Source organism: Streptomyces sp. NPDC020807, assembly GCF_040641575.1.
In the GTDB taxonomy this organism is placed as follows: domain Bacteria; phylum Actinomycetota; class Actinomycetes; order Streptomycetales; family Streptomycetaceae; genus Streptomyces.
Window position 1 is genome coordinate 217,029 of the sequence record NZ_JBFADU010000004.1, and the last position, 25,717, is coordinate 242,745.

The following is a 25,717-nucleotide window of genomic DNA, read 5'->3' on the forward strand; positions in this document are numbered from 1 at the left end:
ATCGACGGGGTCGGACGGGGGCGCATGTCGGGAAGGGGCGCGGGGGCGAGAGCACGGCGGGGGCGGTGGCCGGCCTGACGGAACGTTTCTCTGACGGTTTTCCCGGAGACTTCCCGGGACGTTTCCCGGGACATCGCGTCGGTCTGACGATTATGCTGGCGGGGTGCCTCAACTACGCCTCGCCCTGAATCAGATCGACTCGACCGTGGGTGACATCGCCGGGAACGCCGAGGCGATCGTCCACTGGACCCGGCACGCCGCCGGACAGGGCGCGCATCTCGTCGCGTTCCCCGAGATGGCGCTGACCGGCTACCCCGTCGAGGACCTGGCCCTGCGGCCGTCCTTCGTCGAGGCCTCCCGGGAGGCGCTGCGCGGGCTCGCGCGGCGCCTCGCCGACGAGGGCTTCGGCGACCTGCCGGTCGTCGTCGGCTACCTCGACCGCTCCGAGCACGCCGTGCCCCGGCTCGGGCGGCCCGCGGGCTCCCCGGAGAACGCCGCCGCCGTGCTGCACCGGGGCGAGGTGGCGCTCCGGTTCGCCAAGCACCACCTGCCGAACTACGGCGTGTTCGACGAGTACCGCTACTTCGTGCAGGGCGACACGATGCCGGTCGTCCGCGTGCACGGGATCGACGTGGCCCTCGCCATCTGCGAGGACCTGTGGCAGGACGGCGGCCGGGTCCCGGCGGCGCGCAGCGCGCGGGCCGGGCTGCTGCTGTCGGTCAACGCCTCGCCGTACGAGCGGAACAAGGACGACACGCGGCTCGAACTGGTCCGCAGGCGGGCCCGCGAGGCGGGCTGCGTCACGGCGTACCTGGCGTCGACCGGCGGCCAGGACGAGCTGGTCTTCGACGGCGACTCGATCGTCGTCGACGCGGCGGGCGAGGTGATCGCGCGGGCCCCGCAGTTCGTCGAGGGCAGCGTGATCGTCGACCTGGAGCTCCCGGCCGCCGGGCCGGACGCGCCGAGCGGGGTCGTGGACGACGGTCTGCGGATCGACCGCGTCGTGCTCTCCGAGAAGCCGCTCCCGGCGTACGAGCCGGAGCTCGCCGGCGGGTACGCGCACCGGCTCGACGACGACGAGGAGGTCTACTCGGCGCTGGTCGTGGGACTGCGCGCGTACGCGGCGAAGAACGGGTTCCGCTCGGTCCTCGTCGGCCTCTCCGGCGGCATCGACTCGGCGCTCGTCGCCGCGATCGCCTGCGACGCGGTCGGCGCGGGGAACGTGTACGGGGTGTCGATGCCCTCGAAGTACTCCTCCGGGCACTCCCGCTCCGACGCGGCGGAGCTGGCCCGCCGCACCGGCCTGAACTACCGCACGGTCCCGATCGAGCCGATGTTCGACGCGTACATGGCCTCGCTCGGGCTCACCGGGCTCGCCGAGGAGAACCTCCAGTCCCGGCTGCGCGGCACGACCCTCATGGCGCTCTCCAACCAGGAGGGGCACATCGTCCTCGCGCCGGGCAACAAGTCCGAGCTCGCGGTGGGCTACTCGACGCTGTACGGCGACTCCGTCGGCGCGTTCGGCCCCATCAAGGACGTCTACAAGTCGGACGTCTTCCGGCTCGCGCGCTGGCGCAACCGGGCGGCCGAGGAGCGCGGCATGACCCCGCCGATCCCGGAGAGCTCGATCACCAAGCCGCCCAGCGCCGAACTCCGCCCCGGCCAGGTGGACACGGACTCGCTGCCGGACTACGAGGTCCTCGACGGCATCCTCGCGCTGTACGTGGACCGGGACCGCGGCAAGGACGAGATCGTGGCCGCCGGGTACGAGGAGGAGGTCGTCGCGCGGACGCTGCGGATGGTCGACACGGCGGAGTACAAGCGGCGCCAGTACCCGCCGGGCACGAAGATCTCGGCGAAGGGCTTCGGGAAGGACCGGCGGCTGCCGATCACGAACGGCTGGCGGGAGACGAGGGGCTGAGCCCCTCGGGGCTCAGAGCTTCACGCGGGCGGCGACGGGCAGGTGGTCGCTCTTCGTCGCCGGCAGCGCCCACGAGGACATCGGCTCGACGCCCTTGACCATGATCTGGTCGATCCGGGCCATCGGGAACGAGGACGGCCAGCTGAAGCCGAAGCCGTCGCCGGCCGCGCCCTGGGTGGAGCGGAGCTGGGAGGTGACGGCGTTCAGCGAGCGGTCGTTCATGGTGCCGTTGAGGTCGCCGAGGAGGACGATCCGCTCGTGCCGGTCGCGGGAGAGGGCCGCGCCGAGGGCGTTGGCGCTGTTGTCGCGCTGATTGGCGGTGAAGCCGGCGTTCAGCTTGACCCGGACGGACGGCAGGTGGGCCACGTACACCGCGACCTCGCCCTTGGGGGTCACGACGTCGGCGCGCATGGCGCGGGTCCAGCCCATCTCGATGTCGACGGGCTCGGCGTCGCGCAGCGGCAGCTTGCTCCAGAGGCCGACGGTGCCCTGGACGGAGTGGTACGGGTAGGTCTCCGCGAGGCCCCGCTCGTAGGCCGGGACCATGTCGCCCTTCAGCTCCTCCAGCGCGAGGACGTCGGCGCCGGAGGCGGCGAGCGCGCGGGCGGTGCCCTCGGGGTCGGGGTTGTCGGCGTTCACGTTGTGGGTGGCGACGGTGAGGTCGCCGCCGGGGACGGACTTGTCGGCGACGAGGCCGCCGAAGAGGTTGAGCCAGACGATCGCGGGCAGCAGGACGGCGATCAGGGCGGTGGCGGACCGGCGCAGCAGGGCGAGGAGCAGCAGGAGCGGGACGAAGACGCCGAACCAGGGGAGGAACGTCTCGGTGAGGCTGCCGAGGTTGCCGACGGTGTTGGGGATCTCGGCGTGGAAGACCATGACGAAGGTGACGGCGACCGCGGCGGCGGCCACGACGACGCCCCGGCGCCAGATGCCCGGGTCGCGCCTGAGCCGGGCGAGCGAGGTGCGGAACCGGGACCTCGACGGGGATCCGGAGGCGGGGTGCTCGTCCCCCGCGCCGCCGTTTTCGGTCCCCGTCATGTCCACCCGCGCCATCGCCCTGTCCTTCACTCTGCCGTGCCGCCTTGCCGTCTCGCGTGACCCGGTGTCGACACTAGGCGATCCCGGGACCCTCGTACTCCCCCAGGGACGAGCGGCGGCCCGTGCCGGGTTCCTGTCGGCGGTCCGGGGGCCGACCCTGTGACAGAACGCGCACATTTGTGCAGGTCAGGTGCAGGTGTTCGAGCTCACGCCGGGGCACGGCGGGCGCGGATGGCCTCAGGCGCGGGGCCGGAGGCCGTCGAGGACGGTGTCGACGACCGCCTCGGCGAGGCCGGGCTCCAGGGTGCTGCCGGGGCGGATGACCGTACGGAGCAGGAGCGGGCCGGTGAAGAGGTCGTTGACGAGCTCGACGTCGAGGTCGTCGCGGATCTCGCCGCTCTCCATCCCGCGCCGCACCGCGTCGAGGCCGAGGCGGCGGCGCGGCTCGATGACGGTGCGGTGGTAGGCCTCGTACAGCTTCGGATAGAACTGCATCTCCGAGAAGACGTGGTGGAGGACGGCCGACGTCCGCTTGGCCAGTCCGCGCTGCCGGATGGACTCCAGGAGGGTGACGAGGTCGTCCCGGACCGAGGTGCCGGGGAGCACCGGGTCCGGGGACTCCACGGAGCGCAGGAGGTCGACGAAGAGCTCCTCCTTGCCGGACCAGCGCCGGTAGATGGTGGCCTTGCCGACGCCGGCGGTGCGGGCGAGCTTCTCGATGGAGATCTCGACGAGCGGGGTGCCCTCCTCCAGGAGGGCGACCGCCGCGTCGAAGATGGCCTGCTCGGCGGCCTCGCTGCGCGGGCGGCCGCGGCGCGGAGCGCGGGACGACCCGTCGTCGTTCCGGGGGTCCTGGCCCCCGCCGTCGTGCAGCGACACGCGCGCTCCGCCTCTCTCGTCCGTACGGTGGCCCGCTCGTCCACCGGTCGACGGCGTCCGCCTATCGACGGGCCGATTCTCCCGCCTCCGCGCCGGGCGCGGGCACCGAGCCCCGCCGGGCGTCGGCGGCGGGCGCGGCTCCGGGCTCCTGCGGCCTGCCGCCGGGGAGGAAGACCGCCACGACCACGGCCCCGGCGAAGGCGATGGCGGCGGAGGCGACGGCGGTGACGTGCATGGCGTCGAGGAAGGCGTCGTAGGCGGGGGCGAGGAGGTCACGGCCGGCCGGGCCGAGCTTCTCGGCGACCGCGAGGGTGCCCTCGATGGACTCGCCGGCCGTGTCCCGCAGGGCGGCCGGGACGCCGCCGAGGTGGCCCTCGATCTCGCCCCGGTACGTGGAGGAGAGCACCGAGCCGAGGACGGCCACGCCCATCGCGCCGCCGACCTGCCGGAAGGTGTTGTTGATGGCGGAGCCGGAGCCGGCCTTCTCGCGGGGCAGCGCCTGCATGATCGCGACCGTCACCGGCGGCATGATGTGCGCCATGCCCGTGCCCTGGAGGAAGAAGACGACCTCCATGACCCAGATCGGGGTCGACGCGTCGAAGAACGCGAAGGCGGCGAGGCCGGCGGTGACGAACAGCATGCCGGCCGTGCAGACGGCCCGGGCGCCGAAGCGGTCGACGACGAGCCGGGCCCGGGGTGCGAAGACCATCTGCGCGACGGCGAGCGGCAGGATCAGCAGGCCGGACTGCAGGGCGCTGTAGCCGCGCACGCTCTGGAGGTAGAAGGCGGAGAAGAAGGTGACGCCCATGAGGGCGAAGAAGACGAGCGCGATGGCGGCGACGGCCGCCGAGAACGCGGGCCGCCTGAAGTAGGCCATGTCGATCGCCGGGTGGTCGCTGCGCCGCTCGTGCAGGACGAAGAGGGCGAGGACCGCGAGGCCGCCGAGGGCCGGGGCGAGGACCGTGAGGTCGGTGAAGCTCGCGAGTTCGCCGCCGCGGATGATGCCGTACACGAGGAGGACGAGTCCGAGGACGGAGAGCAGCACTCCGGGGATGTCGATCCGGCCGGGGTTCGGGTCGCGGGAGTCGGGGACCAGCCAGACCATGAGGGCCAGGGCGAGGAGCACGACGGGGACGTTGACGAGGAAGATCGACCCCCACCAGAAGTGGTCGAGGAGCACGCCGCCGGTGATCGGGCCGATCGCGATGGCGAGGCCGACGCTGCCGGCCCAGATGCCGATGGCCTTGGGCTGCTCGTCGCGCTCGAAGACGTTCATGAGGACCGCGAGGGTCGCGGGCATGACGAAGGCGGCACCGAGGCCCATGACGGCCCGGTAGGCGATGAGCTCGCCGGGGGTGCCGGAGAAGGCGGCGAGGGCGGAGCCGACGCCGAAGACGGTGATGCCGAAGAGCAGCACCTTCTTGCGGCCGAGGCGGTCGCCGAGGAGGCCGGAGGTGAAGAGGAGGCCGGCGAAGACGAGCGTGTAGGAGTTGATCGACCACTCCAGCTCGCTCTGGGTGGCGCCGATGCCGGTGGGGGCGGGGGCGGCGATCGTCCGGACGGCCACGTTCAGGATCGAGTTGTCGAGGACGACGATCAACAGGCTGAGCATGAGCACGCCGAGGATCGCCCAGCGGCGCCGGTGGACGGCCTCGGGGACGCGGGGCGGGGTGGAGAGGGCTGACATGGTCCTCACTGTAGAGGCTTTTCGATACGAGACCGTCTCGTATCGAAAACCATGGACGAGTCTTTACGCTGCGGTCCGTTACCGGGCCGTGGGCGGGTTGTGAACAGCGCCACTTCGGCCCGCTTCCCCGCCGGCCCGCCGAAGTGCCACCATGGATGTGGTCCGGGGACGCCGTCAGGGCGCCTCGAGATGACGAAGGAGCCGTTCACCATGACGCTTCAGGCTGCCCAGAAGACGACCGCCGACAGCAGCAAGGCGCTGTACGGGGGCAAGGGCACGCGCCGCATCACCGTCCACGACATCGCCGCCGCCAAGGCCCGCGGCGAGAAGTGGCCCATGCTCACCGCCTACGACGCGATGACCGCGTCCGTCTTCGACGAGGCGGGCATCCCCGTGATCCTCGTCGGCGACTCGATGGGCAACTGTCACCTCGGCTACGAGACCACCGTCCCGGTCACGATGGACGAGATGACCTTCCTCTCCGCCGCCGTCGTCCGGGGCACCAAGCGGGCCCTCGTCGTCGGCGACCTCCCCTTCGGCTCGTACCAGGAGGGCCCCGTCCAGGCCCTGCGCAACGCCACCCGCCTGATCAAGGACGCCGGCGTGCACGCGGTCAAGCTGGAGGGCGGCGAGCGCTCGCTCCCCCAGACCGAGCTGCTCGTCCAGGCCGGCATCCCCGTCATGTCCCACCTCGGCCTCACCCCGCAGTCCGTGAACACCATGGGCTACCGGGTCCAGGGCCGCAGCGACGAGGCCGCGCACCGGCTGCTCAGCGACGCCAAGGCGGCGCAGGACGCGGGCGCGTTCGCCGTCGTCCTGGAACTCGTACCGGCCGAGCTCGCCGCCGAGGTCACCCGCTCCCTGCACATCCCGACCATCGGCATCGGCGCGGGCGCCGCGACCGACGCGCAGGTCCTCGTCTGGACCGACATGGCCGGCCTGACCGGCGGCAAGGTCCCGCGCTTCACCAAGCAGTACGCGAACCTCCGCGAGACCCTCGGCGACGCGGCCCGCGCCTTCGCGGAGGACGTGGCCGGCGGCGAGTTCCCGGCGGAGGAGCACACGTTCCACTGACCTGACGCGAGCGCACCGGCAGCCCGGCCGACAGCCCGTCGGCGGGCTGTCGGTCGTCTGTCGGGGGATTGTCGGTGGCGGCTGGTCTAGTGGGGGCATGACGCGATCACACACCAACGCCGTCGAGGTCCGGGGCCTCGTGAAGCACTTCGGCGCGACCAAGGCCCTCGACGGGGTCGACCTGGACGTGCGGGAGGGCACCGTCCTCGGCGTCCTCGGGCCGAACGGCGCCGGGAAGACCACCCTCGTCCGCTGCCTGTCCACCCTCCTCGTCCCGGACGCCGGGACCGCCGTCGTCGCCGGCTACGACGTGGTGAAGCACCCCCGCCAGCTGCGCCGGACCATAGGCCTCACCGGCCAGTACGCCTCCGTCGACGAGAAGCTCTCCGGCTGGGAGAACCTCTACATGATCGGCCGGCTGCTCGACCTCTCCCGCGCCGACGCCCGCCGCCGGTCCGACGAGATGCTGGAGCGCTTCTCGCTCACCGAAGCCGCCAAGCGCCCCGCGATGACCTACTCCGGCGGCATGCGGCGGCGGCTCGACCTCGCCGCCTCGATGATCGGCCGCCCCTCCGTCCTGTACCTGGACGAGCCGACCACGGGCCTCGACCCGCGCACCCGCAACGAGGTGTGGGACGAGGTGCAGCGGATGGTCGCCGAGGGCGTCACGGTCCTGCTCACCACCCAGTACATGGAGGAGGCGGAGCAGCTCGCGAGCGAGCTGACCGTCGTCGACCGGGGCAAGGTCATCGCGAAGGGCGGTGTCGACGAGCTCAAGGCGAAGGTCGGCGGCCGCACCCTGAAGATCCGCCCCATCGACCCCGCCCAGCTCGCCCCGATGGCCGCCGCGCTCCGCGAGACGGGCCTCGACGGCGTCGCCGGATCGACCGTCGTGCCCGACGAGGGGGCGCTCTACGTCCCGATCCTCACCGACGAGCAGCTGACGGCCGTCGTCGCACTGCTCGGCGCGCGCGGCTTCGGCATCGCGCAGATCGGCACCCATCTGCCCAGCCTGGACGAGGTGTTCCTCGCGATCACCGGCCAGAAGACCGCCGACGCCGGAGTCTCCGACGCGCTCGCCGGCTCGATCGACGAGGAGGTCGCCGCATGAGCACCACGACCACGACCACGCTCGGGAAGTCCCCCGTCGACGCGCCGGGCACGCCGCCCGCGCGCCCCGCGCCGGCCGCCGAGGGCCGCATCGGCCTGCGGGCCAACGTGCGGCACATCGGCGCCCTGGCCCGCCGCAACGCCCTCCAGATCAAGCAGGACCCGGAGTCGATGTTCGACGCCGTCCTGATGCCGATCATCTTCATCCTGCTGTTCGTGTACGTCTTCGGCGGCGCCATCGCGGGCAAGGGCAACAACGAGGCGTACGTCAACTACGTGACGCCCGGCCTGATGGCGATGATGGGCATGAACATCGCCATGGCCGTCGGAGTCGGCATCAACGACGACTTCAAGAAGGGGGTCATGGACCGGTTCCGGACGATGCCGATCGCCCGCTCCTCGGTCCTGATCGCGAAGATCGTCGTCGAGGTCGGCCGGATGCTGATCGCCACCGCGATCCTGCTCGGCATGGGCTTCCTGCTCGGCATGGAGATCCACACCTCGGTCTGGAACCTCTTCGCGGCCATCGGCCTGTCGATGGTCTTCGGCGCCTCGCTGATGTGGATCTTCATCCTGCTCGGTCTGACCCTCAAGACGGCGCAGGCGGTGCAGGGCATGGCGATGCTGGTCCTCATGCCGCTCCAGTTCGGCTCGTCGATCTTCGCGCCGACGAGCTCGATGCCCGGCTGGCTGGAGACCTTCACCGACTACAACCCGCTGTCGAACCTCGCCGACGCGGCGCGGAACCTGATCAACGGCGGTCCGGTCGCGCACTCGGTGTGGATGACGCTCGGCTGGGCGGCGCTCATCACCGTGGTGACGGCGCCGCTGGCGGTGACGAAGTTCCGCAAGAAGACCTGACCCGCGAGGGATTCGGGTTCACGACTCGGCGCGCTCACTGATCGCGTCGGCGGCGCGGCCGAGCAGGGCGGCGGTCTCCTCCTTCGAGAGACCGCCGCCCTCGGCGTACGCCTGGTCGAAGACCGCGTCCCCGAGGACGGACCGGGTCAGCTCCGTGGCCCTCACCAGGTTCTCCCGCTCCATCGGCGGCGGCAGGTGACCGGCCGGGACCAGGCCCGCCCGGGCCCCGAGCAGCGTCGCCGCGTACCGCGCGGACGGGCCGCCGAGGCCGGCGAGCGCCCAGGCGGCGACGACCGCGTGGACCCCCGGCATCTGCGGCGCCACCATCAGCGACAGGTCGCCCAGGGCGCGTCCGTACGCCTCCGCGGCCAGCGCGAACGCCGTGCGGTACTCCCCCTCCACGGCGTCCAGCCACGCCAGGCAGCCGAGGGTGAAGCCCTCGAAGATGGAGAGGGTCTCCGAGCCGAACTCCTCCCTGAGCGCGAGGAGGTGCTCCCGCGCCTCGGCGACGCGGCCGGTACGGCCGAGCGCCATGGCGAGGAACAGCCGGGCACCGAGCACCGGTTCGTGCCCCGGACCGTGCCTGCCGTCGACGATCTCGCGGAGGATCGCCTCGCCCTCGTCGAGGCGACCGGCCTCGACGAGGACGTCCGCGTACCGGGCCCGGAGGAGGGCCATCTGCGACTGGGCGCCGATCTTCTCGGCGTACCCGATGGCGGCGGCGAAGTCCTCGGCCGCGCCCTGGAACTCGAGCAGCCGCTCGCGGGCCTCGGCGCGCGAGGAGAGCGCCTCCGCCGCGCCCCAGGCGTCGCCGAGGCGGCCGAAGACCGCGAGGCTCTCGTCTGCGTCGCGGATCGCCTCGCCCGCGAGGTCGGCGCGGTTGGCGAACATGTTGGCGCGCATCTGGAGGGCGTTGGCGAGCTCCCAGTCGTAGCCGTGCCGGCGGCAGGCGGCGACGGTCGTGTCGAGGATCTCGCGGAGCCGGCCCGCCTCGCCGATCATGAGCACGGCGAAGACGGCGAAGGAGCCGGGCAGCCGGCAGGTCTGCGGCAGCCCGGGCTCGTACACGGCGGTCATCTCACGCAGCCGCCGCACGCCCTCCGGGGTGGTCCAGCGCCCCGTCTCGTGGTCCATGCTGAGGAGCTCGACGAGCCGCACCCCGCGCCGGGCCTCCCAGCGCTGCTCCTCGGAGAGCGGCGGCGGGGCGGCCGTGCAGGGCTCGTGGAGCGGGACGACGGGGGCCGCGGGCGGGACGAACGGGTCGGGGCCGAGAGCGGCGGCGGCCTCGGACCAGTGCAGGGCGTCGGCGCGCAGGTCGCGCATCTGCCAGTACCAGAGCAGGGCGTGGACGAGCACGAGCGCCTCGTCCTCGTCGCGGAGGGCGACGGCCCGGCGCAGGGCGGTGCGGATGTTCCCGTACTCGGTCCCGAACCGGGCCATGGCCGCGACCTGCCCGGCGGAGCGGAGCTCGGGGTCGGTACGGCGGGCGAGTTCGCGGTAGTACGTGAGGTGGCGGCGCTCGGTGGCGGCCCGCTCGCCGGACTCGTCGAGCCGCTCGGCCGCGTACTCGGCGACGGTTTCGAGGAGGCGGTAGCGCATGCCGGGGCCGGCGGGGGCCGGGGCGGAGACGACGAGGGACTTGTCGACGAGGGAGCCGATGACGTCGAGCACGTCGTCGGGGGTGGCGTGGGCGTCGTGGGCGTCGCCGGGGCCGTCGTGGGCGCCGGGGCCGTCGTGGGCGCCGGAGGTGTCGCGGGCGTCAGGGGTGCCGTCGGCGCCGGAGGTGTCGCGGGCGTCAGGGGTGCCGTCGGCGCCGGAGGTGTCGCGGGCGTCAGGGGCGCCGCCGGGGCTGTCGTCGGCCGCGGCGCAGACGGCCTCCGCGGCCTCCAGGTCGCAGCCGCCGGTGAAGACCGACAGGCGGCGCAGGACGGCGCGTTCGCCGGCGTCCAGGAGGTCCCAGGACCAGTCGACGACCGCGCGCAGCGTCTGCTGGCGGGGCAGGACGGTCCTGGCCCCCGAGGTCAGGAGGCGGAAACGGTCGTCGAGGCGGTCGGCGATCTGGCGCGGGGTCAGCATCCGCAGCCGGGCGGCGGCCAGTTCGATCGCCAGCGGCAGCCCGTCCAGACGGCGGACGATCTCGGCCGCGGCCTCCGGGTCCTCCCCGGTGCGGAACCCGGCGCGGACCGCGGCCCCGCGCTCGCCGAACAGCCGCAGCGCCTTCGCGTCGGGCAGCGGCCCGAGGGGGCGCAGCGCCTCCCCCGGTACGGCGAGCGGCTCGCGGCTCGTCGCCAGGACCCGGAGGTCCGGGCAGCGGGCGAGGAGCGCCTCGGCGAGCCCGGCGGCCGCGGCGACGACGTGCTCGCAGTTGTCGAGGACCAGCAGCATCCGGCGGCCCGCGCAGTGCTCGACGAGCCGGGCGACGGGATCGCCGCCGCCGCGCAGCTCCTCGGCGCCCGCGCCGCGCAGCACGGTCTCGCGGGCGCCGACGGCGGCGAGCACGGCCTCGGGGACGGCCTCCGGGTCGGTGACGGGGGCGAGCTCGGCGACCCACACGCCGTCGGGCCAGGCCGCGGCGCCCCGTTCCGCCGCCTCCTGCGAGAGGCGGGTCTTCCCGGCGCCGCCCGGGCCGAGGAGGGTGACGAGCCGGGCGGTGCGCAGGTCGTCCTGGAGGGCGGCGATGTCCTCGTCCCGGCCGACGAAGCTGGTGAGGCGGGCGCGGAGGTTGCCGGGCACGGGCGCGGCCACGGGGACGGCCGCGGCCCCGGGGGCTGCGGACACCTGCGGGGCCGCCGGGGTCGCCGCGCCCTCCGTCGCCCGGGGCGGGGCCGTGGACGCGGGCGGGGTGGCCGGCGTGCCGGGGTTCAGGAGCTCCGCCTGGAGGGCCCGCAGGGCCGGGGACGGGTCCGCGCCGAGCCGGGCCGCCAGGGCGCGGCGGACCTTCTCGTACGCGGCCAGGGCCTCGGCGGCGCGGCCGGTGTCCCGCAGGGCGCGGATCCGGAGCGCCTGGAGGGGCTCGTCGAGCGGGTGGGCCTCGCAGAGCGAGGTCAGCTCGGGGAGCGCGGTCCCGGCGTCTCCGAGGTCAAGGGCGGCGGCGAGCCGGGCGCGGCGGGCGTCGAGGCGGCGGGCCTCCCAGCGGGCGGCCTCGGCGCCCCGGTCGGGCAGGTCGGCGAGGGCGGGGCCGCGCCAGAGGCCGAGGGCCTCGTCGAGGAGGGCGGCGGCGCGGGCGGGGTCGCCGGCGGCGAGGCCCTCGCGGGTCAGCCGCTCGAAACGGTGGGCATCGACGTCGTCGGGGTCGGCTGCGAGTCGGTAGCCGCCGTCGGCGGAGACGACGGCGGTACGGCCCAGGGCGCGGCGGAGGCGGCCGACGAGGGCCTGGAGCGCGGCGACGGCGTCGACGGGCGGCTCGTCGTCGCCGCTCCAGATCCCGTCCACGAGGACGGGGACCGGGACGGGGCGGCCGGGGCGGAGGGCGAGGAGGGTGAGGAGGGCGCGGACGCGGGGGCCGCCGACGGGGAGGTCGGTGCCGTCGGGAGTCCGGGCCTCAGCCGCCCCAAGCACGAAGTAGCGCACGCCCCCATTCTCCGTGACCCCCACCCGGCCTCCCGGGCCGGGCCCACGGCGGGCGGGTCCCCCCCCCGGGGCGGAGGGGTGGAACCGTGGGCCGGGGGCAGTACGTTGGGCCTGGAGTATGTTGTCGGCTTACGGGGGGTCCCGATGTCCACCGCCACCGCGCGGCGCCACGAGCGGCGGATCAGTCCCGTCTTCCTCGCGATCCTCGCCGTCATGGCCGTCACGGGCTGGGCCGTGTGGACGGACTTCGCCGCCTCCCCCGGGCTCGCCGTCTTCCTCTTCGTGACGTCCGCGTGGATCGTGTCGCTCTGTCTCCACGAGTACGCGCACGCCCGTACCGCCCTGCACGGCGGGGACATCACCGTCGGCGCCAAGGGCTACCTGACGCTCAACCCGTTCGCGTACACGCACGCCGTGCTCAGCGTCATCCTGCCCGTGCTCTTCGTGATCATGGGCGGCATCGGTCTCCCCGGCGGCGCCGTCTTCATCGAGCAGGGCCGGATCAGGGGCCGGTGGAAGCACAGCCTGATCTCCGCCGCCGGGCCGCTCACGAACGTCCTGTTCGCGGTGGTGTGCACGGCGCCGTTCTGGCTCGGCGCGCTCGACGGCGTGCCGCTCGCCTTCCGGTTCGCCCTGGCGTTCCTGGCGTTCCTCCAGGTCACCGCGGCGATCCTGAACTTCCTGCCGGTGCCGGGCCTGGACGGGTACGGCGTCGTCGAGCCCTGGCTGTCGTACCGGATCAAGCGCCAGATCGAGCCGTACGCGCCCTACGGCTTCTTCATCGTGATCGCGCTGCTCTTCGTCCCGGCGGTCAACGCGTTCTTCTTCGACGCCGTCGACGGGCTGCTCCAGGCCCTCGGGGTCGACGGCGCCAGCCGGTACTGCGGGTCGCAGCTGTTCCGGTTCTGGGAGGAGACCCCGGAGTTCTGCCAGGTCTCCTAGGCCTGGGAGGCCTGGGAGACCGCCGCCTTGTCGAGCTTCGCGCGGCGGACGTAGTACCACGCCATGTTCGAGGACAGGCCCGCCAGCGCGACCCAGATGACGCCGAGGAAGCTGCCCTGGACGAAGGAGACGACGGCCGCGGCGACCGCGAGGACGCAGACGACGAGGGCGTAGAGAGCGAGGCGGGGCATGGGGGACGGCTCCTGTCCGGTACGGCTGCTGGTGCCCGTCCAGTGTCCCCCATGCCCGGCGCCGGGCCCGTACCGGTCTCTCAGATGTCCGTGACCCGCAGGCCCGCGTGCGCCTTGTACCGGCGGTTCACCGAGATCAGGTTCGCGACCAGCGACTCGACCTGGTGCGCGTTGCGCAGCCGGCCGGCGAAGACGCCGCGCATGCCGGCGATGCGGCCGGCGAGCGCCTGGACGATCTCGACGTCGGCGCGCTCCTCGCCGAGGACCATCACGTCCGTGTCGATCTCCTCCAGGGACGTGTCCTGGAGGAGCACCGCCGAGAGGTGGTGGAACGCGGCGGTGACCCGGGAGCCGGGCAGCAGCGCCGCCGCCTGCTCGGCGGCCGAGCCCTCCTCGGGCTTGAGGGCGTAGGCGCCCTTCTTGTCGAAGCCGAGCGGGTTCACGCAGTCGACGACGAGCTTGCCGGCGAGCTCCTCGCGCAGCGACTCCAGCGTCTTGGCGTGCGCGTCCCACGGCACGGCGACGATCACGACGTCGGAGCGGCTCGCGCACTCGGCGTTGTCGCCGCCCTCGACGCCGTGGCCGATCTCCTCGGCGGCGGTGACCGCCCGCGAGGCGTCGCGGGAGCCGATGATCACCCGCTGGCCGGCCTTGGCGAGGCGGTAGGCGAGGCCGCGGCCCTGCTCGCCGGTGCCGCCGAGGACGCCGACGACGAGGCCCGAGACGTCGGGGAGGTCCCACGGGTCCTTGGCGGGCGCCTTGGCGGGGGCCGTGGCGGGGGCCATGGCGGGCGCCGCCGGGGACGACGGGACGGTGGAGTCGCTGGAGGAAGTCATGGACCCGACATTACCGACCGGTCGGGTCGCGGGACCCGACCCGTACGGCGGGAACCTCCCCCGGACGTCCGTGCGCCCTCCCCCACTGCGGCAAGATGCGTCCTCATGGATGCCGTACGAGTCGCGCTGCTGCGAGAGGTGCTCGCCGGGACGGAGTGGCCGGGGGCAGCCCGCCGTTTCGCTGGCGCGCTGCGCACCTCGGTCGTCCCGCACCGGGGCGGGCTGCTGCTCGTCGGCACGGAGGAGTACGAGCCCTGGCACCTCGCCGCGCACCTCGTCGACGAGGCCGCCTGGTCGGGGACCCCGGAGCTCGCCCCCACGCTCGTACGCCACCGGGTGCGGCCCGACGACCCGGCCCACCTGGCGGTCGGCCTCCAGCGCCTGGAGACGGCGCGGCGCGGCGCGACCCTGCTGATGGTGGCCCCGCGGCGGCCCGACGAGGGGCTGCTCCAGCGGGTGCACGACGCCCGGCGGGCCGGGGCGACGGTGCTGTCCCTGGACGGCGGGGACGCGGAGGTGCGGGGGCTGGCCCACGAGACGCTGACGGTCGCCGAGGGCGCCGAGGTCGACCTGGACACGGTCCAGCACCTGGTGAGCGCGGCGGCCGGCGAGAACAGCCTGCCGTCGCCCCGGGGCACCCGCCGGTTCAGGGACCGTCTCGCGGAACTGGCCGACCGTCTCACGGCGCCCCCGCCGCCGCGCTGGTAGCGGGAGCCCTCCAGGCCTTTTCCAGGCCTTTTCCGGCCCTTTTCCGGCCCTTTTCCGGCGCCTTCCCGGCCCTTCCCGGCCCTTCCCGGCCCTTTCCGGCGCCTTCCCGGCGCTCTGAGGAGGGGGGGTCGCTTATTCGGTTGCCCCGGCCTCTTTCGGGCCGGAACATGGCCCCTCGTGTCACCTTCCTCCCTCCTCCCCGACCTGGCGCCGTGGCGCGCCTCGCGCGATTTCCGGCTGCTCTGGACCCAGGGGCTCGTCACGTACTTCGCCAGCGCGATGGCGATGATCGCGCTGCCCCTGCAGATCAAGGACCTGACGGACTCGCCGCTCGCCGTCGGCGCGATGGGAGCCGTCGAACTGGTCCCGCTGGTCGTCTTCGGGCTGTACGGCGGCGCGCTGGCCGACGCCGTCGACCGGCGGAAGGTGATCGTCTGGACCGAGGCGGGGCTCGGCGCGCTCGCCGGGCTGCTGCTCCTGAACTCGCTGCTTCCCGAGCCGCTGCTGTGGCCGCTGTACGTGGTCGCCGCCGGCGTCTCCGCGCTGGCCGGGCTCCAGCGGCCCGCGCTCGACTCACTGCTCGCGCGGATCGTGCCGCACGAGCACCAGACGGCCGCCGCCGCCCTGAACTCGCTGCGCTGGCAGATCGGCTCGATCGCCGGCCCCTCGGTGGCGGGGCTCGTCGTCGCCCTCGCCGGGCACGCCCCGGGCTACGCCGTCACGATCGCGGGCTTCGCCGTCTCCGTCCTCATGTGCCGCCGCCTCTCCCCCGCCCCGCCCGCGCACGACGCGGAGAAGCCCTCGCTGCGGGGCATCGCGGAGGGCGCGCGGTACGCGTGGTCGCGGCCCGTCCTCCTCGGCACGTACGCGATCGACCTCGCCGCGATGTTCTTCGCGTTCCCGAACGCGGTCTTCCCGTTCCTCGCGGACGACCTGGACGCGGAGTGGGCCCTCGGCCTCATGTACGCGGCCGGGTCGGTCGGCTCGCTCGTGCTCGGCCTCACCAGCGGCTGGACCTCGAAGGTCCGGCGCCACGGCCTGCTCGTGGCCGGCGGCGCCGCCGCCTGGGGTCTGGCGATCGCGGCGGCGGGCTGGTTCGGGAACGTCTGGCTGGTCCTGCTCTGCCTGGCCTTCGCGGGCGCCGGCGACATGCTGAGCGGGCTCGGCCGCTCCACCATCTGGAACCAGACGATCCCGGAGGAGCTGCGCGGCCGCCTCGCGGGCATCGAGGTGCTCTCCTACAGCGTGGGCCCGCAGCTGGGCCAGCTCCGGGCGGGCGTCACGGCGGGCTGGACCGGCACCCGGGCGGCCGTCTGGTCGGGCGGCGTCGCCTGCGTCGCCGCGGTGGGTCTGCTCTGCCTCGCGCTGCCGAAGCTGCTCACGTACGACTCCGAGACCGACGAGGACTCGCTGCGCCGCAAGGCCCAGCAGACGGCTGCGGTCGGGTAGGCGAGACGTCCCCCGGGCCGAAGGGGCGGCCGACGGCCGCCCCTTCCACGTCACTCCTCGGGAGTGGCGCCGCCCTTGTCGTGCCACTTCGGGTCCGTCTCCCACTCCAGGTTCCGCTCGCGGGCGGTCTCCATCGCGTGGGAGGCCTCCTCCCGGCTGGCGTAAGGACCGAACCGGTTCTTCGCGGGGCACTCGGGGCCCTCTTCCACCTTCTTGTGCTCCAGGCAGTAGTACCACTCGCCCGGCTTGCCCGAGGCGCGCTTCTTGAACAGGGCCATCGTCGTCGGCTCCTTCCTCCGACACCATGCTGCCCCACCCGCGGTCGTTAGACTCGCTGACATGTCTGGCCAGTCGCTTCTCGTACCGGGGGAGCTCTCCCCCCACCGCACCGTCCCGGGCTCCATCCGCCGCCCCGAGTACGTCGGGAAGCCCGCCCCGGCCCCGTACACGGGGCCCGAGGTGCAGGATTCCGACACCATCGAGCGGATGCGGATCGCCGGCCGCATCGCCGCCCGGGCGATGGAGGAGGCCGCCAAGCACATCGCCCCGGGCGTCACCACCGACGAGCTCGACCGGGTCGCCCACGAGTACATGTGCGACCACGGCGCCTACCCGTCCACGCTGGGCTACCGCGGCTTCCCGAAGTCGCTGTGCGCCTCCGTCAACGAGGTCATCTGCCACGGCATCCCCGACTCCACGGTGCTGCGCGACGGCGACATCGTGAACCTCGACGTCACGGCGTACATCAACGGCGTCCACGGCGACAACAACGCCACCTACCTCTGCGGCGACGTCGACGAGGAGTCGCGGCTGCTCGTCGAGCGGACCCGGGAGTCCCTCAACCGCGCGATCAAGGCCGTGCGGCCGGGCCGTCAGATCAACATCATCGGCCGGGTCATCGAGTCGTACGCCAAGCGCTTCGGCTACGGCGTCGTGCGCGACTTCACCGGGCACGGCATCAACTCGTCCTTCCACTCCGGCCTGATCGTGCCGCACTACGACTCCCCCCACCACACCACCGAGATCAAGACCGGCATGACCTTCACCATCGAGCCGATGCTGACCCTCGGCACCCACGACTACGACATGTGGGACGACGGCTGGACCGTGGTGACGAAGGACCGCAAGCGGACGGCGCAGTTCGAGCACACGCTCGTCGTGACCGAGAACGGGGCCGAAATCCTTACGTTGCCCTGACCCCCGATCGGGGTACTTTTTTACCGACAGGACGTCGGGAACCAGTTGACTTAGGTAAGCCTAACTTGGCAGGATCGTCACTGGTTCCCGTCCCATCGGTCCCGGAGGCACGCCTTGGACACGCCCTTCTCCACGCTCATCCGTACGGCCTCGCACGAGCAGCACACGGAGGCGGAGACGTCGTCCTTCATGGGCGACCTGCTGGGCGGACGTCTGGCCGTCGACGCCTACGCGCGCTACACCGAGCAGCTCTGGTTCGTCTACCGCGCCCTGGAAGAGGGCGCCGACTCCCTCCGCGAGGACCCGGTCGCCGGGCCCTTCATACAGCGGGAGCTGTTCCGCACGGCCGCCCTGGAGCAGGACCTCGCCCACCTGCGCGGTCCCGACTGGCGCGCCTCCGCCTCCCCGCTGCCGGCCACCGTCGCCTACGCCGAGCGGGTCGCCGAGTGCGCCCGTGACTGGCCCGCGGGGTACGTGGCCCACCACTACACGCGCTACCTCGGCGACCTCTCGGGCGGCCAGATCATCCGTGACAAGGCGGAGCGGACCTGGGGCTTCGCGCGCAAGGGCGACGGCGTCCGGTTCTACGTCTTCGACGAGATCTCCAACCCCGCCGCCTTCAAGCGCGCCTACCGCGAGCTGCTCGACGGCGTGAACGCCGACGACCTGGAGAAGCAGCGGATCGTCGACGAGTGCAGGCGCGCGTTCGACTTCAACACGGCGCTCTTCCGCGAGCTGGGAAGCGAGTTCCCGCTCAGCGCGTGAGGGTTCGGCGCGTGAGCGTTCAGCGCGTGAGCGTGCCTTCCAGGCGGACGCGTCCGCCCAACTCCACGATCCCGTCGGGGCCGGGGGCGGTCAGCAGCTGCGACCCCCGGCCCTGCGTGATGTTCAGCGCCCGGCCGAGCTCCGCCGTCAGGAGCAGCGCCGCCGCGCCCGTCGCCTCGTCCTCGTCGATGCCGTCGCCGCGCCCCGGGAAGGCCCGCGCCCTGATCCGGCCCGCGGCCTCCTCCTCCCACGCCCAGGCGTAGATCCACTCCCCCGGCTCGGGAACGTCGAGGGCGTCCACCTCGGCGGCGGAGCCGTACTGCCGCAGCGTCCGCGGCGGGGCCCACTCGGCGCGCGCCTCGATCCAGGTGAACTCCCCGTCCTGACGCACCCACACCTCGCCCGCCGGGGGCCGTACGACCTCCAGGTCGAGCAGCCAGGAGGTGCCGACGAGCGGGTGCCCGGCGAAGGGCAGCCGCAGGCCGGGTGTGTAGATGTCGACGAAGCCGCGCTCCGGGTCGTCCACGAACACCGTCTCGCTGAAACCGAGTTCCTTCGCGAGGGCCTGGCGGGACGCCTCGTCGGGGTGGTGACCGGGGTCCCGTACGACCCCGAGGCGGTTGCCGTGGCGGCCGTCTCCCGCGCAGAAGACGCGGAGGACGTCGATGTCTGTGGCGTTGACGGTGACGGTCGTGTTCATGGCGGCATTGAACCACCGCGGGGGGCGGGCGGGCCCTCAAACGCCGGGCGGGCTGGAAAATCCAGCCCCGCCGGCCTTTGAGGCGCGGGGTCCGGGGCGGAGCCCCGGTTTCGGGAAGGGGCGGGGTGGGGGAAGGCCCCGCGCAGCGGCCCGCCCGCACCCCGCCCCGGACCCCGCGTCTCAGGCTCCCGTCGCCCGGCGCCGCACCGCGATGACGACCGCGCCGCCGGCCGCCGCGATCAGGCCGGACGCGCCGAGGAGCAGTCCGGCCGGGGCGGACGAACCGGTGGCCGCGAGCGCACCGCCCGCGCCGCCCGCCGTACCGGCCCCGCCGGCGGAACCCGTCCCGCCGACCGAGCCCGCACCGCCGACCGAACCCCCGCCGCCGGCCGTCGAGGAGCCCCCGGTCGTGGAACCCGTACCCGCCGAGGTCCCACCGGTCGTGGAGGTGGACGGGGGAGCCGTCGTCGGCAGTGCCGCGTCCTTCTCCGCCGCCAGCGTCACGGTCACCGGGTCCATCAGGGTGCCCGCCGGGTAGCCGCCCTGGCCGCCCGGGGCGGAGAAGGTCGCGGCCCCGGCCTCCGTCAGCTTCGCCGGGATGTCGGCGAGCGTGACGAGCCCGTCCTTCGCGGACCAGTCGACCTTCGTCAGGTCGAGGTCGGCGAAGACCACGTCGTTACGCGTGCCCTGGGCGGACGTCACGTCGGCGGTGAGGGTGCCGCTGGTCCCCTTCGCCTTGATCTTCACGTCGGCGACGGTCCAGTCGATGCCGTGCGCGGCGCACGTGAAGGCGAGGCGGCCGGAGAAGGCGGCGTCGGCCTTGCGGGCGTCGGCGTCGAGGTCGGCCTTGACGAAGCCGAAGTCGTAGGCGGAGCCCCGCTTCACCGCACCGCCGGAGGCGGTGACCGTACCGCCGCACATCTCGCCGACGTACCGCTGCCAGCTCTGCTTCACACCCCAGGTGAGGCGGCCGTTGACGACACCGGCGTCGGTGGTCGCGGTCGCGGTGGCGGTGGCGGTCGCGGTCGCGGTGGGAGCCGGGCTCGTCGGCGTGGCCGAGGTCGTCGGCGTGACCGGCGGGGTGGTGGGCGGGGTGGTCGGGGGCTGCGTGGTCGGTGCCGTGGTCGGCGGGGTCGTCGGCGTGACCGGCGGAGTGGTGGGGGCCGTCGTCGGCGGCGTCGTGGGCGGGGTCGTCGGCGGAGTGGTCGGCGGAGTGGTCGGCGGGGCCGTCGTCGGCCTCGCCCCCGCCTTCACCGTGAGCGTCGCCGCGTCGAGCGCGTCGCCCTCCTTGTAGAAGCCCGCGAACGCCGCCGCGCCGTCCTTCGTCAGCTTCGCCGGTATGTCCTTGAAGACCATCGCACCGCCCGCGCCCTGGGACGGACGCACGGCGGTCATGTCGAGCGCGGCGAGGGCGATGTCGTCGCGGGTGCTGACGCTGCCGTCCTTCTCCTTGGTGACGACGTCGGCGAGGATCTCGCCGGTCGGCGCCGCCGAGCCCTTCGTCGTCAGCCGGACGTCGGAGATCCGGATGTCGAGGGTGCCGTCGTGGGCCTCGAAGCGGACGCCGCCCTTGAAGGAGTTGGCGGTGGCGTGGGTGGTCACGTCGTAGGTGCCGGTGCCGTCGACGAAGGTGAAGGTGCCGTTGTTCGCGGCCTGTACGGCTCCGCCCTCGACGGTCGTCCTGCCCTTCGAGAACGGCTGGGCCAGGTAGGAGCGGAAGGACTGCTTGATGCCCCAGTCCAGGGTGCCGTCGCCGAGCGCCACGGGCGGCGCGGAGTCGGCGGCGGCGGGCAGGGCGAGGGCGACGGCGCCGGTGCCGAGGGCGGCGGCCGTGGCGACGGCGGCGGCGAGGGTGACGGTTCGGCGCAGGGGGGTGGCGGTGGCCATGTCGGGCGTTCTCCTAGGTGGTGCGCGAGGTCAGTTCGTGGCGGTGGGGGCGGTACGGCGGCGACGGCGGCGTACGGCCGTGAGGACCGCGAGCACGGCCGCGAGCAGCACGCCCCCGCCGGTCGCGAGGTACGGGGTGGGGGAGGCCGGGTCCGAGGCCGCCGCGGACGTCGCGACCGGATCGGAAGGGGCGGAAGGCGCGGAAGGCGCGGAAGGCGCGGAAGGCGCGGAAGCGGTGGTTTCCGCGGCGCTCGGCGACGGGGCCGGCGCGGTCGGCTTCGCGTCGCTGCCGAGGTCCGGGAGCGCGGGCAGCTGGGCCTTCGCGTCGACGGCGACCGCGAGCGAGACCGGGTCCATCGCGGTCCCCGCCCTGTACATCCCGCCGAAGGCCCGGGCCCCGCCCTCGGTGAGGGTCGCGGGGGCCTCGGTGACGACGGCGAGGCCGTTCTCCGGGGTGAGGGCGGGAGCCGGGAAGGTCACGAGGGGGACGGCCTTCGTGGTCGTCCCGCCGCTGGTGACGTCGGCTGCAAGGGTGCCCTTGCCGCCGGTCACCTTCACGGTGACGTGGGCGAGGGCGAGGTCGAGGTGGGCGCCGGTGAAACGGACGCTGCCGGCGAAGGCGGCGTCGAGGCTCCCCTTCGCGGGGTCGTAGGCGCCCTTGCCGCTCGGGAAGCGGAAGAGCGCGCCGCCGTCCTGGGCTCCGCCCGCGAGGCTCCACCCGCCCTGGGCGACGGCCCCGGTGACGTACTCGCGGAAGGTGCGGCGGACTCCCCAGTCCACGGCGGCGGCGTGGAGTGCCGAGGAGGGTGAACCCGCGGCGGGCGCCTGGTTCGTGGGCACCGCCCGGACGGTGGGGGCCGCCTCGGGGGCCGAAGCCGACCCCGGCGCCTCCGGGGTCTTCGGCGTATTCGGCGCCTCCGGGGTCTTCGGCGTCTTCGGCGTCTTCGGCGTCTTCGGCGTCGGGACGTCCACGCTCAGGCTGACCGGGTCGAGCGCCGTCCCCGCCGGGTAGTACCCGGCGAACGCCGTCGCGCCCTGCGCGGTGAGCGTGGCCGGGACGCCCGTGAGGGCGACGGGGCTCGTGCCGCCGCGCATGTCGACGGCGCCGAGGTCGAGCGTGGCCAGCGGCACGCCCGCCGACGTGGTCACCCGTCCGCTCCCCTTGGCCTTGCTCGCCATGTCGGCGTAGAGGGTGCCCCGGCCGCCCTGGACCACGACCCGGGGGCGGCTGATGGTGAGGTCCAGTTCGTTGCCGCCGTCCGCCGTGGGGTGGCCGGTGAAGCGGACGCCGCCGGAGAAGGCCGCGTCGAAGGCGCCGGTGCCGGGGTCGTACAACCCCTTCGCGGAGTGGAAGCGGAACTGGCCGCCGCCGACCGTGGCGGCGCCGCCGGTGAGCCCCCAACTCCCCTGGGCGATGGGCCCGGTGACGTAACTCTGGAAGGAGGTCCTGATGCCCCAGTCGAGCCGCCCGCCCTGCACCGTCCGGCCCGCCGCGTGGGCGGCGGGTGCCGGTACGAGGGTGGCGAGCAGGGCCGCGAAGAGGCTCACGGCGAGCGCGCGGGCGGATCTGGACAGCAGCATGGGACCCCTTTCAGGGGGCGACATGGACCGGAAACTTAGGTAAGGCTAACCTAAGCACATCGCCTCACGACAAGAACAGGACGGTGCCCGGTGCGCAGAACTCGCCTCGCGGGAGCGCTGACCACGGCCCTCGCGCTCGCGCTCGCCCTCACGGCGACCGGATGCGGCGGCCAGGCCGGCGGAGGGAACGGAGCCGGCGGAACGGCGGGCGGAGGCAAGGGGGCCTCCGCGGAAGCCGGTGCCCCCGACCGCGTCGAGCCGCTCGCCGCCCCCGCCGCTCCCCGACTGCCCGTCACGGTCCCCTCCGCCGACGGGCGTTCCGTCACCGTCACCTCCGCCGAGCGGATCGTGCCGCTCAGCGGCTCCCTCAACGAGATCGTCTTCACCCTCGGCCTCGGCCGGAACGTCGTCGCCCGCGACATCACCGCCACCTTCGAACAGGCCGCGGAACTCCCGGTGGTGACCCGCGCCCACGACGTCTCCGCCGAGAGCGTCCTCTCCCTGCGGCCCACCGCCGTCATCGCCGAGTCCACGACCGGACCGGCCGAGGCCGTCGCCCAGATCCGCGACGCGGGCATCCCGCTCGTCGTCGTGAAGCCCGCGAAGGAGCTCGCGGACGTCGGCGCCCGGATCGACGCCGTCGCCGCCGCCCTCGGCGTGCCCGCCTCCGGCACGGCACTCAAGCAGCGCACCGAGAACCGCGTCGACGCCGTACGGAGCACGGTCCCGGCCGGCGCCGGGAAGCCCCGCGTCGCCTTCCTCTACCTCCGGGGCTCGGCCGCCGTCTACCTGCTCGGCGGGGCCGGGTCGGGCGCGAGTTCGCTGCTGGAAGCGGCCGGGGCGGTGGACGCGGGCAAGGAGTCGGGCCTGACGAAGGACTTCACCCCGCTCACCAGCGAGGCCCTCGCGCAGGCCGCGCCGGACGCGATCCTGGTCATGAGCAAGGGACTCGCCTCGGTCGGCGGGGTCGACGGGCTCGTGGCGCTCCCCGGCGTCGCCGAGACCCCGGCCGGCGCCGACCGCCGGATCGTCGCCGTCGACGACGGCGTCCTCCTCAACTACGGCCCGCGCACCGACCAGGTCCTGGCCTCCCTCGTCGACCAGCTGTACGGGGAGGGGAAGTGACGGTTCTGCAGAGCACCCCCGAGACCGCCCCGCCCGAGGAGACCCCGGCGGCCCCCGCCCCCGCGGCCCCCGCCCCCGCGGCGGACGTCCCCGCCCCCCGTCGCCGCGCCGCCCTCCTCGCCGGCTCGCTCCTCGCCGCGCTGCTCCTCCTCGCCCTCCTCTCCGCGGGCGTCGGCGCGTACGAGATCCCGCTCGGCGACGTCCTCGCCTCGGGCCTGCACCGGCTCGGGCTCGGCGGGCACGCGCTCGACCGCACGGCGGAGAGCGTCCTGTGGAACATCCGGCTCCCCCGGGTCGTCCTCGCCGTCCTCGTCGGGGCCTCGCTCGGCTGCGCGGGCGCCCTCATGCAGGGCGTGTTCGGCAACCCCCTCGCCGAGCCCGGGGTCATCGGCATCTCGGCGGGCGCGGCCGTCGGCGCGGTCGGCGCGATCTCGCTCGGCCTCACCTTCCTCGGGAGCTGGACGGTGACGGTCTGCGCCTTCGCCGCCGGGCTCCTGACCGTGCTCGTCGTGTACGCGACGTCGCGCTCCGGCGGTCGTACGGAGGTGGTGACCCTGATCCTCACGGGCATCGCGGTGAACGCCTTCGCGGGCGCGCTGATCGGCCTCTTCGTCTTCCTCGCCGACAACGCGCAGCTCTCCCAGATCACCTTCTGGCAGCTGGGTTCGCTCGCCCAGGCCACCTGGCCGAAGGTCCTCGCCGTCCTGCCCTGCGCCCTCGTCGGCCTGGCCGTCGCCCCCTTCTACGCCCGCCGTCTCGACCTGCTCGCGCTCGGCGAGCGGCCGGCCCGGCACCTGGGCGTGGACGTGGAGCGGCTGCGGGTCGCACTGGTCCTGGTGGTGGCGCTGCTCACCGCCGCCGCGGTGGCGGTCGCCGGGATCATCACCTTCGTCGGGCTGCTCGTGCCGCACCTGCTGCGGATGGCGAACGGCCCCGGCCACCGTTTCCTCGTGCCGGGCAGCGCGCTCGGCGGCGCGGTGGTCCTCGCGGCCGGCGACCTGGCGGCCCGTACGGTCGCGGCGCCCGCCGAACTCCCCCTGGGCGTCCTCACCGCCCTCATCGGCAGCCCGTTCTTCTTCTGGCTGCTGCGCAGGACCCGTCGCAGGCAAGGTGGTTGGGCATGACGAAGTCCGTACGGTCCCGAGGCCCGGTCCGGGACCGGGCCCGGGCACGGGTCCGGTCACTGGTCCGGACACTGGTCCGGGACCTGGCGGCGGGCCGTCGCGCGCGGGCGCTGCCCTCCCCCGTCCCGCGCGGCGCGCTCGTCGCCGAGGCCGTCGGGCTGCGGGTCGCGCTCGGCGGGCGGACGGTGCTCGACGGCGTCCGGATCGAGGTGCGCGCCGGGGAGGTCCTCGCCCTGGTGGGGCCGAACGGGGCGGGGAAGTCGACGCTGCTCGCCGCGCTCGCCGCCGACCTGGCGCCGTCCGCCGGGGAGGTGCGGATCGGGGGGCGGTCGGCGGGGGACTGGCCGGCCGGGGAACTCGCCCTGCGCCGGGCCGTCCTGCCGCAGGCCGCGGCGCTGTCCTTCTCCTTCCCGGTGGCCGAGGTCGTCCGGATGGGCCGGGCGCCGTGGGCCGGGACCGAGCGGGAGGACGAGGACGAGGCGGCGGTGGCCGCGGCGATGGCGGCCACCGAGGTCGGGGCCTTCGCGGCGCGGCCCTTCTCCGCGCTCTCGGGCGGCGAGCGGGCCCGGGTCGCGCTCGCCCGGGTCCTGGCCCAGCGGGCCGGGCTCGTGCTGCTCGACGAGCCGACGGCGGCGCTGGACCTGCGCCACCAGGAACTGGTGCTGCGGGTCTGCCGGGAACGGGCGGCGGCGGGGGACGCGGTGGTCGTCGTCCTGCACGACCTGGGGCTCGCGGCGGCGTACGCGGACCGGGTCGCGGTGCTGCACGGCGGGCGGGTCGCGGCGGACGGACCGCCCGGGGAGGTGCTGGGCGCGGAGTTGCTGGGCCGGGTCTACCGGCAGCCGGTGGAGGTGTTCCCGCACCCGCGGACCGGGGTCCCCCTCGTCGTCCCGACACGACTTCACGAAAGGGACGAATCGCCCCACTTGACCGTCTCTTGACCGGGCCATGAGGCCGCCATGAGATCCCTGTGATCCGCCTGTGTCCGGGCCGCCGGAGCTGAGAGGTGAATCACGGGACGGGCGGGTACAGCCAAGGTAAGCCTCGGTTAAGTTAGGTCCGCCTCAGTCCG

The 25,717-nt window shown here is 74.0% G+C and carries 22 protein-coding genes; 12 read left to right on the forward strand and 10 right to left on the reverse strand.

Annotated features, from left to right (window positions below; genetic code table 11):
• Positions 1-163 precede the first annotated feature (163 nt).
• Positions 164-1,921, forward strand: coding sequence for an NAD+ synthase (locus AB0G79_RS08805; RefSeq protein ID WP_360802394.1), 1,758 nt, complete (start codon positions 164-166; stop codon positions 1,919-1,921).
• Between the two features lie 12 nt (positions 1,922-1,933).
• On the opposite strand, the gene AB0G79_RS08810 is transcribed toward AB0G79_RS08805, so the two are convergent.
• The 3 genes from AB0G79_RS08810 to AB0G79_RS08820 all read right to left on the reverse strand — a co-directional run bounded on the left by AB0G79_RS08810 (position 1,934) and on the right by AB0G79_RS08820 (position 5,525).
• Entirely contained in the window at positions 1,934-2,974 is a 1,041-nt protein-coding gene (locus AB0G79_RS08810) for an endonuclease/exonuclease/phosphatase family protein (protein ID WP_360802397.1), read from the reverse strand.
• Positions 2,975-3,196: 222 nt separating this feature from the next.
• Entirely contained in the window at positions 3,197-3,838 is a 642-nt protein-coding gene (locus AB0G79_RS08815) for a TetR/AcrR family transcriptional regulator (protein WP_360802400.1), read from the reverse strand.
• A 61-nt stretch (positions 3,839-3,899) separates the two neighbouring features.
• Complete coding sequence (locus AB0G79_RS08820; protein WP_360802403.1) at positions 3,900-5,525, reverse strand: MFS transporter; 1,626 nt, start codon at positions 5,523-5,525, stop codon at positions 3,900-3,902.
• Positions 5,526-5,735: 210 nt separating this feature from the next.
• Between AB0G79_RS08820 and panB the strand changes: the two genes are divergently transcribed.
• The 3 genes from panB (at position 5,736) to AB0G79_RS08835 (ending at position 8,570) form a co-directional block, all read left to right on the forward strand.
• Positions 5,736-6,599, forward strand: a complete 864-nt coding sequence (panB, locus tag AB0G79_RS08825; RefSeq protein WP_360802408.1) for a 3-methyl-2-oxobutanoate hydroxymethyltransferase — start codon at positions 5,736-5,738, stop codon at positions 6,597-6,599.
• Positions 6,600-6,696: 97 nt separating this feature from the next.
• The gene (locus AB0G79_RS08830) at positions 6,697-7,710 is read left to right on the forward strand and encodes an ATP-binding cassette domain-containing protein (protein ID WP_360802411.1); all 1,014 of its coding nucleotides are present in this window, start codon (positions 6,697-6,699) and stop codon (positions 7,708-7,710) included.
• Positions 7,707-8,570, forward strand: coding sequence for an ABC transporter permease (locus tag AB0G79_RS08835; RefSeq protein ID WP_360802414.1), 864 nt, complete (start codon positions 7,707-7,709; stop codon positions 8,568-8,570). Before AB0G79_RS08830 ends, AB0G79_RS08835 begins: the two co-directional genes overlap by 4 nt.
• An 18-nt stretch (positions 8,571-8,588) precedes the next feature.
• Here AB0G79_RS08835 and AB0G79_RS08840 read toward each other — a convergent pair whose 3' ends face one another.
• A complete protein-coding gene (locus tag AB0G79_RS08840) occupies positions 8,589-12,140 on the reverse strand; it encodes a BTAD domain-containing putative transcriptional regulator (RefSeq protein WP_360802417.1) in 3,552 nt (1,183 codons plus the stop codon).
• 144 nt (positions 12,141-12,284) lie between these two features.
• On the opposite strand from AB0G79_RS08840, the gene AB0G79_RS08845 reads away from it, so the two are divergent.
• Entirely contained in the window at positions 12,285-13,082 is a 798-nt protein-coding gene (locus AB0G79_RS08845; RefSeq protein WP_360802420.1) for a site-2 protease family protein, read from the forward strand.
• Here AB0G79_RS08845 and AB0G79_RS08850 read toward each other — a convergent pair.
• Positions 13,079-13,273, reverse strand: coding sequence for a hypothetical protein (locus AB0G79_RS08850; RefSeq protein ID WP_360802423.1), 195 nt, complete (start codon positions 13,271-13,273; stop codon positions 13,079-13,081). The two genes, AB0G79_RS08845 and AB0G79_RS08850, sit on opposite strands and share 4 nt — an antisense overlap.
• Before the next feature lie 80 nt (positions 13,274-13,353).
• Positions 13,354-14,058: an NADPH-dependent F420 reductase gene (gene npdG / locus AB0G79_RS08855; RefSeq protein WP_360803068.1), complete on the reverse strand. Its 705-nt coding sequence runs from the start codon at positions 14,056-14,058 to the stop codon at positions 13,354-13,356.
• 156 nt (positions 14,059-14,214) lie between these two features.
• On the opposite strand from npdG, the gene AB0G79_RS08860 reads away from it, so the two are divergent.
• Positions 14,215-14,817, forward strand: coding sequence for a hypothetical protein (locus AB0G79_RS08860; RefSeq protein ID WP_360802426.1), 603 nt, complete (start codon positions 14,215-14,217; stop codon positions 14,815-14,817).
• A 177-nt stretch (positions 14,818-14,994) separates the two neighbouring features.
• Positions 14,995-16,266 carry an MFS transporter gene (locus AB0G79_RS08865; RefSeq protein WP_360802429.1) on the forward strand — a complete coding sequence of 424 codons (1,272 nt, stop codon included), beginning with the start codon at positions 14,995-14,997 and terminating at the stop codon, positions 16,264-16,266.
• A gap of 50 nt (positions 16,267-16,316) precedes the next feature.
• Here the strand turns inward: AB0G79_RS08865 and AB0G79_RS08870 are convergent, their stop codons facing one another.
• Complete coding sequence (locus tag AB0G79_RS08870) at positions 16,317-16,544, reverse strand: hypothetical protein (protein WP_360802432.1); 228 nt, start codon at positions 16,542-16,544, stop codon at positions 16,317-16,319.
• 61 nt (positions 16,545-16,605) lie between these two features.
• On the opposite strand from AB0G79_RS08870, the gene map reads away from it, so the two are divergent.
• Together map and AB0G79_RS08880 are read left to right on the forward strand one after the other, a co-directional pair.
• Complete coding sequence (gene map, locus AB0G79_RS08875) at positions 16,606-17,463, forward strand: type I methionyl aminopeptidase (protein WP_360802435.1); 858 nt, start codon at positions 16,606-16,608, stop codon at positions 17,461-17,463.
• Positions 17,464-17,577: 114 nt separating this feature from the next.
• The gene (locus AB0G79_RS08880) at positions 17,578-18,228 is read left to right on the forward strand and encodes a biliverdin-producing heme oxygenase (RefSeq protein ID WP_360802438.1); all 651 of its coding nucleotides are present in this window, start codon (positions 17,578-17,580) and stop codon (positions 18,226-18,228) included.
• Between the two features lie 19 nt (positions 18,229-18,247).
• Here AB0G79_RS08880 and AB0G79_RS08885 read toward each other — a convergent pair whose 3' ends face one another.
• The 3 genes from AB0G79_RS08885 to AB0G79_RS08895 form a co-directional block, all read right to left on the reverse strand.
• Entirely contained in the window at positions 18,248-18,928 is a 681-nt protein-coding gene (locus AB0G79_RS08885) for a PhzF family phenazine biosynthesis protein (RefSeq protein WP_360802441.1), read from the reverse strand.
• Between the two features lie 180 nt (positions 18,929-19,108).
• The gene (locus AB0G79_RS08890; protein ID WP_360802444.1) at positions 19,109-20,815 is read right to left on the reverse strand and encodes an HtaA domain-containing protein; all 1,707 of its coding nucleotides are present in this window, start codon (positions 20,813-20,815) and stop codon (positions 19,109-19,111) included.
• Between the two features lie 30 nt (positions 20,816-20,845).
• Complete coding sequence (locus AB0G79_RS08895) at positions 20,846-22,396, reverse strand: HtaA domain-containing protein (protein WP_360802447.1); 1,551 nt, start codon at positions 22,394-22,396, stop codon at positions 20,846-20,848.
• A 90-nt stretch (positions 22,397-22,486) separates the two neighbouring features.
• On the opposite strand from AB0G79_RS08895, the gene AB0G79_RS08900 reads away from it, so the two are divergent.
• From AB0G79_RS08900 to AB0G79_RS08910, 3 genes are read left to right on the forward strand one after another with little or no spacing between them, the layout of a single operon-like run.
• Entirely contained in the window at positions 22,487-23,521 is a 1,035-nt protein-coding gene (locus AB0G79_RS08900; protein ID WP_360802450.1) for an ABC transporter substrate-binding protein, read from the forward strand.
• Positions 23,518-24,645 (forward strand): iron ABC transporter permease, encoded by a 1,128-nt coding sequence (locus tag AB0G79_RS08905; RefSeq protein WP_360802453.1) that lies wholly within the window; start codon positions 23,518-23,520, stop codon positions 24,643-24,645. Before AB0G79_RS08900 ends, AB0G79_RS08905 begins: the two co-directional genes overlap by 4 nt.
• Positions 24,642-25,586: a heme ABC transporter ATP-binding protein gene (locus AB0G79_RS08910; RefSeq protein ID WP_360802455.1), complete on the forward strand. Its 945-nt coding sequence runs from the start codon at positions 24,642-24,644 to the stop codon at positions 25,584-25,586. The genes AB0G79_RS08905 and AB0G79_RS08910 overlap by 4 nt, the downstream gene beginning before the upstream one ends.
• The last annotated feature ends 131 nt before the right edge of the window (positions 25,587-25,717 follow it).